The organism is Chloroflexota bacterium (assembly GCA_020850535.1).
GTDB lineage: Bacteria > Chloroflexota > UBA6077 > UBA6077 > JACCZL01 > JADZEM01.
Genome location: JADZEM010000049.1, coordinates 40523 through 55926, shown reverse-complemented (window position 1 = coordinate 55926; position 15404 = coordinate 40523). Strand labels below are relative to the sequence as shown.

General features: G+C 68.2%; 9 protein-coding genes. All 9 read left to right on the top strand.

All coding sequences use genetic code 11. The features are described from left to right. Positions 1 to 565: 565 nt before the first annotated feature. The 9 genes from IT306_07880 (at position 566) to IT306_07840 (ending at position 15090) form a co-directional block, all read left to right on the top strand. Entirely contained in the window at positions 566 to 3244 is a 2679-nt protein-coding gene (locus IT306_07880; GenBank protein MCC7368325.1) for a hypothetical protein, read from the top strand. Between the two features lie 218 nt (positions 3245 to 3462). Beyond that, on the top strand, positions 3463 to 4437 hold the full coding sequence (locus tag IT306_07875) for an aldo/keto reductase (GenBank protein ID MCC7368324.1): 975 nt from the start codon (positions 3463 to 3465) through the stop codon (positions 4435 to 4437). A gap of 400 nt (positions 4438 to 4837) precedes the next feature. Beyond that, positions 4838 to 7450: a hypothetical protein gene (locus IT306_07870; protein MCC7368323.1), complete on the top strand. Its 2613-nt coding sequence runs from the start codon at positions 4838 to 4840 to the stop codon at positions 7448 to 7450. 191 nt (positions 7451 to 7641) lie between these two features. Then, complete coding sequence (locus IT306_07865; GenBank protein MCC7368322.1) at positions 7642 to 8583, top strand: ABC transporter permease; 942 nt, start codon at positions 7642 to 7644, stop codon at positions 8581 to 8583. Between the two features lie 75 nt (positions 8584 to 8658). Then, positions 8659 to 9561 (top strand): ABC transporter permease, encoded by a 903-nt coding sequence (locus IT306_07860; protein MCC7368321.1) that lies wholly within the window; start codon positions 8659 to 8661, stop codon positions 9559 to 9561. A gap of 408 nt (positions 9562 to 9969) precedes the next feature. Beyond that, a complete protein-coding gene (locus IT306_07855; GenBank protein MCC7368320.1) occupies positions 9970 to 11208 on the top strand; it encodes a CoA transferase in 1239 nt (412 codons plus the stop codon). 51 nt (positions 11209 to 11259) lie between these two features. Continuing rightward, complete coding sequence (locus tag IT306_07850; GenBank protein MCC7368319.1) at positions 11260 to 12474, top strand: CoA transferase; 1215 nt, start codon at positions 11260 to 11262, stop codon at positions 12472 to 12474. Positions 12475 to 12484: 10 nt separating this feature from the next. Next, a complete protein-coding gene (locus IT306_07845) occupies positions 12485 to 13327 on the top strand; it encodes an enoyl-CoA hydratase/isomerase family protein (GenBank protein MCC7368318.1) in 843 nt (280 codons plus the stop codon). A gap of 56 nt (positions 13328 to 13383) precedes the next feature. Next, positions 13384 to 15090: an FAD-binding protein gene (locus IT306_07840; protein MCC7368317.1), complete on the top strand. Its 1707-nt coding sequence runs from the start codon at positions 13384 to 13386 to the stop codon at positions 15088 to 15090. The last annotated feature ends 314 nt before the right edge of the window (positions 15091 to 15404 follow it).

The following is a 15404-nucleotide window of genomic DNA, read 5'->3' as shown; positions in this document are numbered from 1 at the left end:
GGTCAGCGTGGTGTCCTTCGCACGTTCACCATCGCTTACCGGCGGGGCCCTCCGGCCGGCTCATTCAATCGCGAGGCGGGGACTTTTCGTGGCCACCACTGGGGACTTTAACTTGGCCACGGACAATACGATTGCACTGGTAGCAGCATCAGGGCGATGGCATGTTCATTGGTGTCCCCGAAGCATCATGGAACGGGCGGTCGGGGACTGAAGTCCCCGCCTACAGTCATTCAGTCGCCGCGCGACGGACGCCGGGCACGGACAGGGACTGGTGAGACTACAGCGTCGCGCAGCGACTGCAGGCGTGTAGGCGGGGCTTTCAAGCCCCGACGCGGCGGCACGACGACATCAACATGCAATCGCCCTGACGGCCATCTGTCATTGCGTTCCCAGGGTCGCCTCGGTATGCTTCGGTGGTGACGGCCCAGATTCGCGACGGTCAGAGCGCGATCAGGTCGTCAGCGCGGCACGATCCGTTCGCCATCGTAGCGACCTCTGGCGCCTGCTGATGACCGGTCCACCTCACGATTCCGACGACAGCAGCCACGGCCCCAGGCCAGTGCATGTGCGAGACGTACATGTCAGTCCGGTCGGGCTGGCTCGTCTTTCGAGGGCACCGGTCGAGGCGCCGTTCGTTGGGCGCGAGCAGCTCCTGGAGTACATCCATGAGTTTGCGGACATTGCGCGCAGCGGCAACGGCATCGTGGTTGCCCTGTCGGGTGAGGCCGGTATCGGCAAGACTCGCCTGCTCCACGAGGTCAGCCGACGCGCGCCCGGATTCGGCTTTCAGGTCGACTGGATCCGCGACGTGCTGCGGATGGAAGAGGTTCTGAGCGGCCTCGCCCTGGGCGGCTCCGCCTCTCCCGATCTCCATCAGTGGGGCGAGCCGGTTCCCTTCCCGCTGCTCAAGTGGTCGCGAAAGCCACGGATCGTCATTCTTGACGATGCGCTCCAGTCGGAGCGTCTGCCCGCCCTCACGGTACTGGCAACGGCTGGCGTCGCTCGCCTTCCGGTGCTGGTGCTGCTCGGGCTGTCGCCTGACCTGGATCGACCGACCCTGGAGGCTCGACAGGCCTTGGCATCGCTGGCGCGCCAGCGAGCACTCGCCCAGGTGCCGGTGCCGCCGCTCGCAGAGTCCGAGCTATCGGAGCTGGCGACGCATCTGCTCGGCGGCCGCCCAGACCCACGCCTACAGTCGGCGATCAGCTCGCTGACCGAGGGCAACCCGCTCCTGGCGGAAGCGCTGATGGCAGATCTCCTCGAGCGCGGCCAGGTGAGCCTGTCGAGCAGTGGCTGTAGCCTGCTCGGCGAGATATCCCCCACCTACACGCCGCCGTCCATCGGTACGATGATCGGGCATCTGTTCGAGCAGCTCGACGCTGAGATCGTGCAATCGCTGGCTTCGGCAGCGGCCCTCGGATCCGGCTTCCGATGTACAGCGCTGGAGGAGGCCACCGGTCAGCCCCCAGACCAGCTGCTGAAGCATCTGGAGGCCGGGCTCGCGTTCGGGATCCTGCGCGAGACGACTGAGCCGCCCGACGACTTCCAGTTTGTCCACGAGCTGGTGAGACGGACGCTGCGCGGCGGCCTGAGTCGCGTGCGCGAGCGCCGTCTGCTCCGAGCGGCAGCGCAAGGGGCTGCCCGTACGGGCGGCGCAGCGCCGGGCGGCGGGCCGGCGTCGTCACGCGCCGACGATGGGCGGCGGCGAGGCGATGGCGAGGAATCCCTCCCTGCGACGCTCCAGCTGCTGGAGCGTGCGGAGCGGCTCTGCAGCTGGGAAGAGGCGATCCGCCGATGCCGATCCGCGTTGGATCTCACGCGGCACGACGACACGACGACCTGGATCGACGAGATTCAGCTGCTGGATCGGTTGGCGGCGCTCTACTTCGGTCGCGTGCAGTCGTTCGCGGCCGGGGCCTGCCTCCGAGAAGCGCTCCAGCTCTGCGAGCACGTCGAAGAGCCGCTTCGCCGCCTTGTCCTGACCGCGCGCCTCGCCGCGCTTGGCCCCTCCTGGTGTTCCGTTCAGGCGGCTGAAGCGCTCTTCGAGCAGGTCGTGCAAGCAGCGCCGGATGTCACCGCATTCGACCGCGCAGCACTCTTCGACGCCCACATGGAGCTTGGATTTGCCCATCAGCGGCACGGAACGTTGAAGTCTGCCCGACCGTACATTCAGGCGGCCTGTGAGATCGTCGACCCGGCCGACCGCGCGAGACAGAGCCTCGGGCAGTATGCGCTCGGCTCCCTGCTGCTCTCGATTGGCGAGGCCCCCCGCGCCTGTGCGCTCCTGCGTGCCGTGGTCACGTCGCTCGACTTCGGGATGGCGGAGGGGTGGAGTCACGACGACCTCGCGCACTGGCGTGACCCGAGGCGGACGCGTTGTCTGGCCCTCGCCGAGCTGGCGCGGGGACTGGATCTGCTCGGACGAGTGGACGAGGCGGAGGGGTACGCCGAGGCGGCCCGCGCCGAAGAGGTCCGCTTCGGGATTCTCGGGGGGCGCTCGCATCGTGCGAGCGCCCTGGTCAAGCTCCGTCGCGGCGAGCCTGCCGCGGCCCTGCGAGAGCTTGCCGTCACCTCAGGCGAGGCCGTGCCGGGCACCCTCGGGATGCGGCGCGCAGCGGATCTCGTGGTGGCGTCGGCGTGTCACCTGGCGCTGGGCAACGTGCACCTCGCGCTTGAGCGGGCGATGGAGGGTGTGTCGATCTGCGTCAGGATGGAGGCTGGCGAGTTTCTGGCTGGCTTGCAGCTGGCTCGCGCCCGTGCCCTGCTCGCGTACGGCCGGCTCGACGAGGCCCACGAGGCGGTCATGGCTGCTGGCCGCGCGATTGACGATATCGGCGCTGGCGTGTACCGGGAGGAAGTCCAGGATGTTGCGAGGCAGGTCACATCGGCGCTCAACGTCGGGCGGCCGCACGTCGGCGGCGCTCCGCATGATGCGGTCAACGATGCGATGATGCGTGGTGGCGCCCGGGCATCTGCCGCCGGCGTCGAAACCGATGCGGCCAGACCGGTCGAGATCGAGTACGTGCGCGGCCGGTCGCTGACCGTTCGCGAGCGACAGGTTCTCGCGCTGCTCGCCTCCGGCAAGACCAACCGGCAGATCGCCGCCGACGTCGGCGTCAGCGACAAGACCGTCAAGCGTCACGTGAGCAACATCTTCAACAAGCTTGCCGTGAACAGCCGCGCGATGGCCGTTCGGCAGGCGCTCGAGGCCGGACTGCTGTCGGTGAAAGGCCAGGCTCCGTAGAGGCAGCAGCCGCACTGCTGCTCGACCGCGCCGTCTCGGCTGGCCTGGATGCGATCCGGTCGAGCAGCCACTGAAGGCGCCGTGCCCGTTGCTCTCGGAATGGGCCGTTCGGACGATGCTCGGCCACGGGGGCGTCGCTACGCTTGCCTTCGTTCGGTGTTCGCCGTCGCACACAGCGTTCCGCATGTCCGTGCGGAATCCAGCGTGGGAGAATGGCTGTGAGATATCGAGAGCTTGGGCAGACCGGCCTGCAGGTATCTGAGATCGGAATCGGAGCGTGGGGCATCGGCGGCGTCATGATGATCGATGGCCGCCCCGGCTCCTACGGTGCTGCCGACGACGCCGAAGCGATCAGAATGATCCATTGGGGGCTGGATCAGGGGATCAACTTCATCGACTCGGCCCCGGCCTACGGCTTCGGGCACAGCGAGGAGCTGGTCGGACAGGCGCTCAAGGGCCGCCGCGACAAGGTCATCGTCGAGACGAAGGTCGGCGAGCACCATGTTGACGGCCGGCAGGTCTGGCGGTTTGACCCGCCGTTCGTGCGCGAAGCCATCGACCAGAGCCTGCAGCGACTTCAGACCGACTACATCGACAGCTACGTGCTGCACCTGCCGGCCGCCGGCGGCGTCAGCACCGAGGAAGCGCTCGAAGCCATCGAGACGGCCCGCGACACGGGCAAGGTGCGCTTCGTTGGGGCCTCCATCTACAGCAATGCCCAGGGCGTGGAGCTGATCGAGAGCGGGCGTTGCGATGTCATCCAGCAAGTCGTGAGCCTGCTGCAGCCCGAGGCGACGCAGGCGCTCCTGCCGGCCGCCATCGAGCACGGCGTCGGGATCGTGGCGCGGCAGGTGCTCTTCAAAGGCTTCCTGACGGATGCCGTGACGCGCGAGACGGTGTTCGCCGAGACTGACATGCGGTCGCGCTATCCGAAGGACGCCGTACGCGGGTACTTCGACCGCATCGACGAGCTGTCGTTCCTCTGGTCGGATGGACGCCGCCGACGGATCGAGGCGGCGATTCAGTTTGCGCTCAGCCAGCCGGCCGTCGGCACCGTGATCTGCGGCGCCGTCACGCAGCAGGAGCTTGCCGACGCGGTCGCAGCCGGCGATGCTGCCGCGCTCTCGGACGAGGAAGTGGCGCGCGTCGCCGATATCCAGCAGCGGCAACTGGCGGCAGCAATCGCGCGCTGATCCAGCGCGGCGCTCGTGTCGGCTGCCTACGACGCCAGCGCCGCTTTACGCTCAGTGCATCGCGACGTAGCCCCAGCGGGTGGTGACAAACCCGCCGGGGCTACGTCACTGTCCGGCGCGTTGCACGACGAGCCGTAGGCCTGAATGAGACTGACGTGAGGCGCGCAAGGCGTGCAAGCATTGTCGGTCCAGCCGTCGGTCATCCGGGTATACTGCAAACGGTGGTCGCTGCTGTTGCGACGCCTGGACGTTCGACCACCGGTGCGCTGGTCTTCGCGGTCTGGGAGGAGGGGGAAGCGCCTTCCACCGCGGCTCGTCAGCTGGGAGGAACGGGCCCATGATGGTCCCGCGATCCGCGCAAGAGTTCCGATCATCCCTCCATGACTGGCGGGTGGCAGCGATGCCACAGAACGGTATCGCCGCGGGGCTGAGACGCCACGAATCGCCGTTCGTCGGCCGTGAGCCGCTCCTCGGCCTGTTCGACAACACGGTGGAGCGGGTCCAGCAGTCTCGACGCATGGTCGTGCGCCTCGTGGGCGAGGCGGGCATCGGAAAGACCCGACTTCTCAGAGAGTTTGCGCACCGTGGCGAAGATCGCGGCCTCGATGTCCGGTGGATCGACGATGTGTCGCCAGGGTTCGACCGACGCGCCGACAGCAGCGAGTTGTCGGTCATCTCATCTCCCTCGTCCCGAGACGGTGACGTGCCGCCGTGTGTCGTCCTCGTCGACCTCACCGGGCGGCCGGATCGCCTGCACAGCGTTGTTGACCTCGTAGAGGACGCTGCGCCCTCACGTCCGATCATCGTCTTTCTGGCCCTGTCGTCGGTCGGGTCGTCACTGTCGCCTGTTCGCCGCGTCCTGGCCCAGCTTGCGCGACAGCGGCTGCTCTACGAGATCGACGTCCCGCCGCTCGCCGATCCGGAGGTGCTCGAAGTCGCCGGCCACATCCTCGGCGGGACTCCGCACGCACGGCTCCATCAGACGATTGGCTCGCTCAGCGAAGGGAACCCCGCCCTCGTGGAGGAAGTCGCGTGGGATCTCCAGCGTGTCGGACTGGTCCGGCAGCAGCGTGGTACGTCCTACCTCCTGGGCGATGTCTCCGACACCTACGTGCCCTCTGGCATTGCCGCGGCCTTGACGGTGGAGCTTGATGCTCTTGAGCCAGAGGTCATCGAGACACTCAGCGCAGCCGCCGTCCTCGGTCCCGCCGTCGACTTCGATGTGATCGCCTCCGCCCTCCCCGACGCCGAGGGACAGATCCTGCGGCAGCTCGAAGCAGGGCTCACCCACGGCATCCTGCGCGAGGCGGTTGACTCGTCAGCGGATTTTCACTTCACTCACGAGCTTGTCCGCCGCATGCTCTATCGCCGCCTGAGTCAGACGCGCCGACGGTCCCTGCACCGGGCCATGGCGGAGGCGCTCGAACAGGTCGAAGGCCCAGGGCGCACGGATCGGAGCGCGACGCTGGCGCACCACTTCACGCTGGGACGCGATCCGGGACGCGCGCTTGACTACGTGCTGCAGGCCCAGGAGTCTGCCGAGCGAGACACCCGCTGGGACGACGCCATTCGCTACTGCCGGCGGGCACTGGATCTGGCGCGGCAATCGCGTGCGTCCGACCGAGGCCTCCAGATCGAGCTGCTCGAACAGCTCGGTGCGCTGTATTTCGGGCGGGCCGAGACGTTCGCAGCCGGCGCCTGCTGGCGAGAGGCCCTCCAGTTCTGCGCCGAGTCCGGCAGCCTGACGCGGCGTGCCGCGCTCGCCGCGCGACTCGCGGCGCTTGGCTCATCGTGGTACGCCATCGAGGACGCTGAATCCGCCCTGGAAGAGGCTCTGCAGTCTGATTCCCCAGACGCCGCGGACCACGCCGTGGCCGTCGCAGGCTGGTGCAGCGACGCGCACTACGAGCTTGGCCTGGCCTATCAGCGCCAGGGGCGGCTGTCGCCGGCCATCGACCATCTCCGAACCGCCTGCCTCACGGCGCTGCCTGATGACTGGCCGCGTCGAGTCCTCGCGGAGGCGTCGCTTGCTCGAGCGCTCGTCACGGCCGGGCGCGCACACGATGCGCTCGCGATACTCACGGCGACGGTCGACCGGCTCTCCGACGACCCGGCAGCGCCGGCCGGCCGCTCTGGCCGTATCGACCATCTGCGGGACGCACGGCGAGTTCGCTGCGTCGCGCTTGGCGAGCTGGCGCGGGCGCTCTCGTATCTCGGTCGTTTCGACGAGGCGGCGGACGTAGCAGCCACGGTCATGAACATGGAGCAGCAGTTCGATATCCTGGGCGGCCGTGGGCGGCGCGTGATGGCCCAGGTGGAGCTCGAACGGGGACGCCCCGAGATCGCGATTGAGGTGCTCACCGAGCGGACCCGGAAGTCAGCAGCCGGCTCCCTCAGCGCTCACCGCGTGGTCGATCTGCTCCTGCTGGCTGAAGCGCACTTCGCCAGTGGGGCGATGGATCTCGCGATGGAAGCCGCGAACGACGGCGTTCACCTCTGCCGGCGCACCAGTGCCGACGAGCACCTCGCGGGCTTGCAGAGTGTGTTGGCGCGTGCGCTCCTGGCGCGTGGGGATGCTGGCGCAGCGAGCGCCGCCATCGCGGCGGCGCGGCAGACCATCGCGGCGACCGGGGCCGAGGTCTACCGTCCGGCCGTTGTGGCGGCCGAGCGTGCGTACCTGGCCGCCCGCTCGCCGGTGCGCCTGGGACAACCAGCGCAATCTGCCCTGGACGCGGCTGTGGGGGCTGTGCACCGGCCGGACACCGGCCCGTCAGGCGGCGTCACGGCCACACCTGAAGGGCGTCGCGGCCGTGGCCGTCAGCAGGTGCTGACCGAGCGTGAGCGCGAGGTGCTCAGCCTGATGGCGGAGGGCCGCACGAACCGCCAGATCGCAGCGGTGCTGATCCTCAGCGAAAAGACCGTCAAGCGACATCTCAGCAATACGTTCGCCAAACTCGGCGTGGGCACCCGCGCCGCCGCCGTCCGACGAGGGTACGAGGCCGGCATGCTGTAGCACGCGCTGCGCCAGCGCTCGCGTCGATGGAATGGGCCGTTTGGCCGATGTTTCGCTCAAAACCGCTACCTAGAGTAAAGGTCTGTGCTCGGTCGGGCCTGGCGAGATCCGGCCCCGGACGCTGGCTTCACTGATCCAATGGCGGGTTGGTGCTGTCCTGCATGCCCCCAATGAAGGGAGACTCGTCCGCGATGACGACGTACATCGCGCAGAAGCTGCTCGCCACGATTCCGGTCATGCTGCTGGTCTCGGCAGGCGTGTTTCTGCTCTTGCACTTGATCCCTGGTGACCCGGTCGCCGCGATGTTGGGAGACAACGCGACCCCCGAGGCCTACGCGAATCTCAAGCGCGAGCTTGGGTTGGATCTTCCGCTGCACGAGCAGTACGTCCGCTGGCTGGGGCGCGTCGTGACCGGCGACCTGGGGCGGTCGATCCGGAGCGGCCAGCCGATTGGCGCGGCGCTTCGGAACGCTGTCGGGCCAACTGCCGAGCTGACGGTGCTCGCCCTGCTGTTCGCCATCGTGGTCGGGTTACCGGCCGGGATCATCGCGGCCGTCCGGCCCGGTTCGCTGCCCGATGTGCTGCTCAACCTGTTCGCGCTGCTCGGCGTCAGCATGCCGACCTTCTGGTCGGGCCTCCTGCTCATCTTCCTGTTCTCGCTGGGCCTGGGGTGGCTCCCGCCCTCGGGCTACGCCAGCCTCTTCGATTCGCCGGTTGAGTCGCTGCGGTACATGGTGCTGCCGATGATCGCGCTCGGCTCGACGGTGGCGGCGGTCGTGATGCGCCAGACCCGGGCCAGCATGGTCGAAGTGCTCTCGAATGATTACATTCGCACGGCCTGGAGCAAGGGGCTGGTCGAGCGCTCGGTGATCCTGCGCCACGCCCTCTGGAACGCGCTGATCCCCGTCATCACCGTGGTGGGGCTGACCGGCGGCCTCTTGCTCGGGGGCGCGGTGATCACCGAGACCATCTTCGCGATCCCAGGGATGGGACGCGTGATCGTCACGGCGATCTTCGAGCGTGACTTCCCGACGGTGCAGGCGGGGGCGCTGTTGATCGCATCGACCGTGATCATGATGAATCTGGTGGTCGACGTGTTGTACGCCTACGTCGATCCCCGTGTTCGGTACTAGACCGGTCAGGTCAGATCAACCGGCCCGCGTAAGGTAGGAGAGAGGACGAGGACCGTGGCATCGACCGTTCATGACATGGCAGCACCGGCACTCAAGGAGGCGGATCGCGCCGAGGTCGGCCGGTCCCGCTCCAGGCAGGCCAGGCTGCGGCGGCTCGTTCTGCGGATGGGCGTGCGCGGCGTGCTCGGATTCTGCATGGTGACCGCGATCACCCTGGTCGCGTTTCTCGCGCCGGTCCTCGCGCCGTACGATCCCGGAAAGCAGGACTACACGGCGATCATGAAGCCGCCGAGCGCCGCTCACCTCCTCGGCACCGACAACCTCGGGCGGGATGTCCTCACGCGCGTCATCTACGGGGCGCAGGCGTCGGTGCGCGTCGGCCTGATGGCGGTCACCCTGGCGCTCGTTCTGGGGACCATGATCGGACTCCCTTCCGGGTACTTTGGCGGCTGGGTCGACAAGGTCATCATGGGGCTTATGGACGCCCAGTTGGCCTTCCCGGGGCTGGTGCTGGCCCTGGGGATCACCGCCGCGCTCGGGCCAGGGCTGAACAACCTGATCGTCGCGATCGGCATCACCGCAACCCCGACGTTCGGGCGCCTCTTACGGGCGCAGGTGCTGACCCTCCGCGAGCGCGAGTTCATCCAGGCTGCCCGGTGCATCGGTTCGAGCGACCTGCGGATCGCGCTGCGCCACATCCTGCCGAACGCCGTCAGCCCGCTGATCGTGCAGTTCTCGGTCGCGGTCGGCGCGGCGATTCTGACGGAGGCCAATCTCAGCTTCCTGGGGCTGGGCGTCCAGCCGCCCGCGCCAAGCTGGGGCTCCATGCTGCGCGAGGGGTACGGCTTCATGGACCGGGCCATGTGGTTCCCACTCTCGGCTGGCACGGTCATCACGCTCACGGTGCTCGGTGCAAGCTTCCTGGGCGATTCCCTGCGCGACCTGTTCGACGTGCGGGCGCGGGCCGACGTCTTGTAGCTCTGTGCGCCCGATCGGCGCCTCGGAGAGCGGGCCGGCCGCGCGAGCGCCGGCCCGCTCACTCTGTCTCATGCTGGCCGTCCAAACGCATCTGCGCGCGGCCTGCCAACGAGCGGGCGTTCGTAGCGGATCGGCCGGCCCGGCGCCCGTCGGCGCACAAGAAATGGTCCGTTTGGCCGATGTTCCCGCCCCGGGATGCACGTAGCCTTCGATCAGATGACCATCCTCCGGTCGTCTGAGTTTGGGCCTGCCCTCCAGGCCTGACTCATCGGGTCGCGCACGTGCAGCGCTCGCTGTTCACTGGCCGACCGTATCCCACTGCTTTCAACACGTTCAGCTTCGGGTGGTGGACGGTGCGCCAGCACCGCGTCTTTCGGTGCAGCGGCGTGCCTCCCCGGGAGGATCACGTTGAATCAAGACGATGGATCTGTCGGTGCTCTGAGTCACGTTCGGGTTCTTGACCTTTCTGACGAGAAGGGCGTCTACGCCGCCAAGCTCCTGGCCGACCTGGGAGCTGACACGATCAAGGTCGAGCCGCCGGGTGGCGATCTGACGCGTCAGTTCGGCCCGTTCGTGGACGACGTCCCCGATCCAGCCAGGAGCCTCTTCTTCTTCCACTACAACACGAACAAGCGCGGGATCACGCTCGACGTCGAGCGTGCCGAGGGCAGACGGCTCCTGCTCGAGCTTGTGCGTCGCGCAGACATCCTGATCGAGAGCTTTCCGCCCGGCTTCCTGGCCGGCCTGGACCTGGCCTATGCGGACCTGGCGCGGATCAACCCGGGTCTGGTGATGGCCTCCATCACGCCGTTCGGGCAGCACGGCCCCCATGCCCACTACAAGGGGTCCGATCTCGTGGCCTGGGCCATGAGCGGCTACATGGCGATCATGGGCTACGAGGATCTCAGCCTGCCGCCGCTGACCGTGCCCTTCCTCCAGTGCTGCCACACAGCCGGCTACTACGCGGCGACCACCGCCCTTGCGGCCGTCCTCTACCGCGCGACGACCGGACGCGGCCAGCACATCGACGTGTCGATGCAGGAAGCGATGGCCACCATGTCGGAGACGCCGAACGTCTTCTACAGCATGGACGAGGTCGTCCTGACGCGCCAGTGGGGCTACAACGGCGATCCGAGCGGGCTGCGGGTCTTCCGCTCCAAAGACGGCTACGTCGATATGGGCCTGGGGCCGTTTCGGCGCGATATCTGGCCCCGCTGGATGACCTGGATGGACGCCGACGGTCAGCTCGGTGACCTGGGTGACGAACGGTGGCTGGATCGCGAGTGGGGCATGGCGCACTGCGACCAGATGTATGGACAGGTCGAAGCGTGGACGACGACCCGGACCGGCTACGACCTCTTCAACGAGGCGCAGACACGTCGGCTGGAAGTCGCGCCGGTCAACGACATCCCGGCCGTGTTGGCGGACCCGCAGCTCAACGCCAGGGGCTATTTCGTCCAGGTGCCGCACCCCGAGCTTGACCGAACAGTCACCTACGCCGGGGCGCCCTACGACCTCCACGGGACGCCCTGGAGCATCCGGAGGCGAGCGCCGCTGCTGGGCGAGCACAATCGCGAGATCTACCTGGGCGAGCTTGGCCTCACCGAGCAGGCTCTGCAGGAGCACCGCGAGCACGGCGTGATCTGACCGCTGGCTGACTGCCCACGCATCCACGATGGGCAGAAAGGGGACAGGAGCATGGTTCCTACTGGTCCTCTCCAGGGCATCCGCGTCATGGACTTCGGCTGGGTCGTCGCCGGGCCTCGCTGTGGGAAGACGCTTGCCGACCTGGGGGCAGAGGTGATCCGGATCGAGGGACGCGGCCGGATCGACACGTTCCGCCAGGGTGGCGGATTCGTCGATGGCAAGGAGCTTGCGCCGGGCGGGCGCTTCAAGGAGATCAACCGAAACAAGGTCGCCATCACGCTGAACATGCGCCATCCGAAGGGGCTTGAGATCGCCAGGAAGCTGCTCGCGATCAGCGATGTCGTGATCGAGAACTTCACCTCGGGCGTCATGGACCGCTGGGGCTTCGGCTACGACGTGATGAAGGAGATCAACCCGGGCGTGGTCTACGTGAGCATGTCCGGCTACGGGCACTCCGGCCCCTACGAGCATTACGTCAGCCACGGGCCGATTGTGCAGGCGCTCGCAGGCTTCACCCACTGCACGGGCCTGCCGGATCGGCGGCCGGTCGTCATGGGCGCATACGCTGACTTCATCGGGGGCGCGTCGGCAGCCTTCGCCGTCGTCGCGGCGCTGGCGCACCGCCAGCAGACCGGACTCGGGCAGTACGTCGATCTCGCCCAGTACCAGGCCATTGCCGCTACGACCGGCACCGCCGTCCTGGACTACACCGTCAACGGGCGCGCGGCCCAGCGCATCGGCACCGGCAGCTACCACCAGCAGGCTGCGCCGTACGGACCGTACCGCTGCGCCGGCGAGGATCGCTGGTGCGCGATCGCCGTGACCACCGAGGCGGAGTGGGAGGCGTTTCGCGCCGCGCTTGGTGCGCCGGCCTGGACCCGGGACCAGCGGTTCGCGACGATGGCCGACCGGGTGGGCAATCGAGCGGCCCTTGATGAGCGGGTGACGGAGTGGACTCGTCAGCACAGCCCCGACGAGGTCATGTACCTGCTGCAGAAGGCCGGCTGCCCAGCCGCTGCCGTCCAGAACGCGGTGGACATGGCCCGCGATCCACACCTGCACGCGCGCGGCTTCTGGGAGTACCAGCAAGACCCACAGCTCGGCACCCAGCGGTTCGAAGGCGTCCCCGGCAGGCTCTCCGAGACGCCAGGCCGTGTGCGCCGGCCCGCGCCCCAGGTCGGGGAGCACAACGACTACGTCTACGGATCGCTGCTCGGGATGGACGAGCATCAGATCCAGCAGTACGCCGAGGAGGGCGTCTTCTAGGGAGACGAGCATGGCAGCGACAACACCCCAGGCCTATCAGTACGCCCTGTACGAGAAGCGCGACCACACCGCGATCATCACGATCAATCGGCCCGAAGTGCTGAATGCCCTGAGCTACCCTGCCAACGAGGAGCTGTACGACATCTGGACCGACGTCATGGAGGATCCCGACATCTGGACGGCGATCCTGACCGGCGTCGGCGACCGGGCCTTCTGCGCGGGCGCTGACATCAAGTACATGGCGTCGCTCACCGAGCGCCCCTCGTCGGGCGCGCGCGAGGCCAGCGACTCGCGCATCCAGTTCGCCGGCTTCGTCCATCGGCAGATCAACAAGCCGATCATCGCCGCCGTCAATGGCTACTGCCTGGGCGGCGGCCTGGAGACGGCGATGGCCTGCGACATCGTCATTGCCTCCGAGACCGCCCGCTTCGGCACCCCGGAGATCAAGAACACCGGCGGGTACCCATCCTCGGGCGGCGTTCATCGGCTGCCCCGCCACGTGCCGCGCAAGATCGCGATGCAGATGCTGCTGACCGGCGACCACATCACGGCCGAGGAGGCGCTGCGGTACGGCCTGATCAACAAGGTCGTGCCGCTCGATCGCGTGATGCCCGAGGCGATAGCGCTCGCGGACCGCATCAACGAGCGCCCGCCCGTGGCGGCCAGGGTGATCAAGGAGCTGGTCAACCGGAGCCTGGACCTGCCGCTGGAGTTCCCGGTCGATACGCGCCTGAGCGCCTGGGATCTGGACGACCTCGTGGGCGGCAAGATCCGCGACTCCGAGGACTGGCAGTCCCGTGAGGGGCCGCGCGCGTTTGTCGAGAAGCGGAAGCCCGTCTGGAAGGGTCGGTAGCAGCCGGCCTGCCACGCGGACGTGCAGACCGCGTCGTGGCAGAAACGAGGAAAGCCATGCCAGACCAGATAGAGACCGATGTCCTGGTTGTCGGTGCGGGCGGGGCCGGCATGCGCGCCGCCTACGAGGCCAGCCTGGCCGGGGCGCGGGTGTTGGTCGCCGTCAAGGGGCGATTCGGGGCTATCGGGACGCGCGGCGCGGGCGGCACCGCCGCCGCGATCTCCGAGCGGGGTGGAATCAAACGCATCGGCGCGCCGAACCGGACGCCGGAGGAGCGCCTCGACCCCGATCAGGTGTACGAAGACGTGATCCAGTGTGGGCTCGGCCTGGCCGATCCGAAGCTCGTCCGCGTCCTGGTCGAGGACGCGCCAGCAACGCTTCGCCAGCTCGAAAGGTGGGGGCTGGTGCCAAGCTTCGCCGAGGGCTACGGCGCGGGCACACACGGCGTGCCGATCTCGATGGCGTTGCAGCGAACGATCCAGAACAGCGACGTGGTCGTGCGGAACCGTACCGCCGTCTGCGAGCTGCTCGTGCGGGACGGGGCCTGCGTCGGGGCGCTGGCCGTCGACGAGACGACTGGCGAGACCGTCACCATCAAGGCCGGGTCCACCATCCTGGCGACCGGCGGGCTTGGCCGGACGTACTGGCGAAACTTCCACCCCTCGTGCGTGACCGGCGACGGCTACGCGCTCGGGTACCGCGCCGGCGCGCAGTTGTTCAACCTGGAGTTCCACCAGATCTTCATCGAGACCGTCGCGCCCAGCATCAACCTCGTCCACACCTGGCTGTGGGAGTCGTATCCGAGCCTGACCAACGCGGCCGGTGAGGAGATCCTGGAGCGGTACACCCCAGCCGGGGTGGACCCGCGCGAGTGCATGGATCAGCGCCGCCTGCACAACCCGTTCAGCACGCGCGATCCGTACTCTCGCTACATCGACGTGGCGATGGCGGGCGAGGTCAAGGCCGGACGCGGCACGCCGAGCGGCGGCGTCTACGTGACGATCCAGGATGCCGAGCGCCAGATCCGGCCCGACTTGCTGGACTGGTACCGCTATCGCGGCGTGCACTGGGACACGGGGCCGGTAGAGATCAGCGTCGGCCACCACTGCAGCGACGGTGGCCTGCGTATCGACACTGACGCGCAGACGACGGTGCCGGGCCTGTTCGCGGCCGGCGAGCTGGCGGCCGGGCCGCATGGCGCTGACCGCATGGGCGGGAACATGCTGCTGGCGTCCCAGGTCTTCGGTGCGCGGGCCGGCCGGGCCGCGGCAGCGCATGCCCGGGCCAACGGGCCGGTGTCGCTCGACGCGACGCGGCTGGCCGAGCAGGAAGCCACCCTCAGTGCGCCGGGCGAAGGCGATCTGCCGGTCGCGGACACCGTCAACACGCTCGGACGCGTGGTCTGGGATGAGCTGCTGGTCGGGCGCACTGCCGAGGGCTTGCGGCGGGCACAGCGCGAGATCGCCCGGATTCGCGCCGAGGACCTGCCGCGCCTGCTGATCCAATCGCCGCTGGACCGGGTCAGAGCGTCCGAGCTGCGAAACGGACTCCAGGCCGCCGAGCTGGTGGCGCACGCGGCGCTGACGCGGCAGGAGAGTCGAGGCGGGCATCACCGCGCGGACTTCCCGAGCCAAAACGATGCCGAGTGGCTCAAGGTCATCGTCGTGCAGGACCGCGACGGCGAGATCCACTCCAGCTTCTGGGCAGTTGATCCGGCGTGGCGGCCACGCTCGACGGACATGTTCGGTCGACGGTGGGGGTGACACCTGGGCTGGCACGATCTCGAATCCACGCAGACGCGCCCCGCGGCGCACCCTCTCCCGAGCATGAGCCGCTGAACGCGGACTCCCCAACGGGGTGAATCGCACCCACCGAGGCAGCATCGGCCCGACCGCGCATGGCGGCGTTTCTGCTGGGAAATGGGCCGTTTGGCCGATGCTCCTCAAGGTGGTGCGACCTACGTTTGGGGAGTCGTGACGCCGGACTGGACTGCCGTCCGGTGTCTCCGTGTGGGTGCTGCTGGCCAACGCGGCGGCCAGCAATCCGATCGATCAGGGACGATCGAGGAGAGGGACCA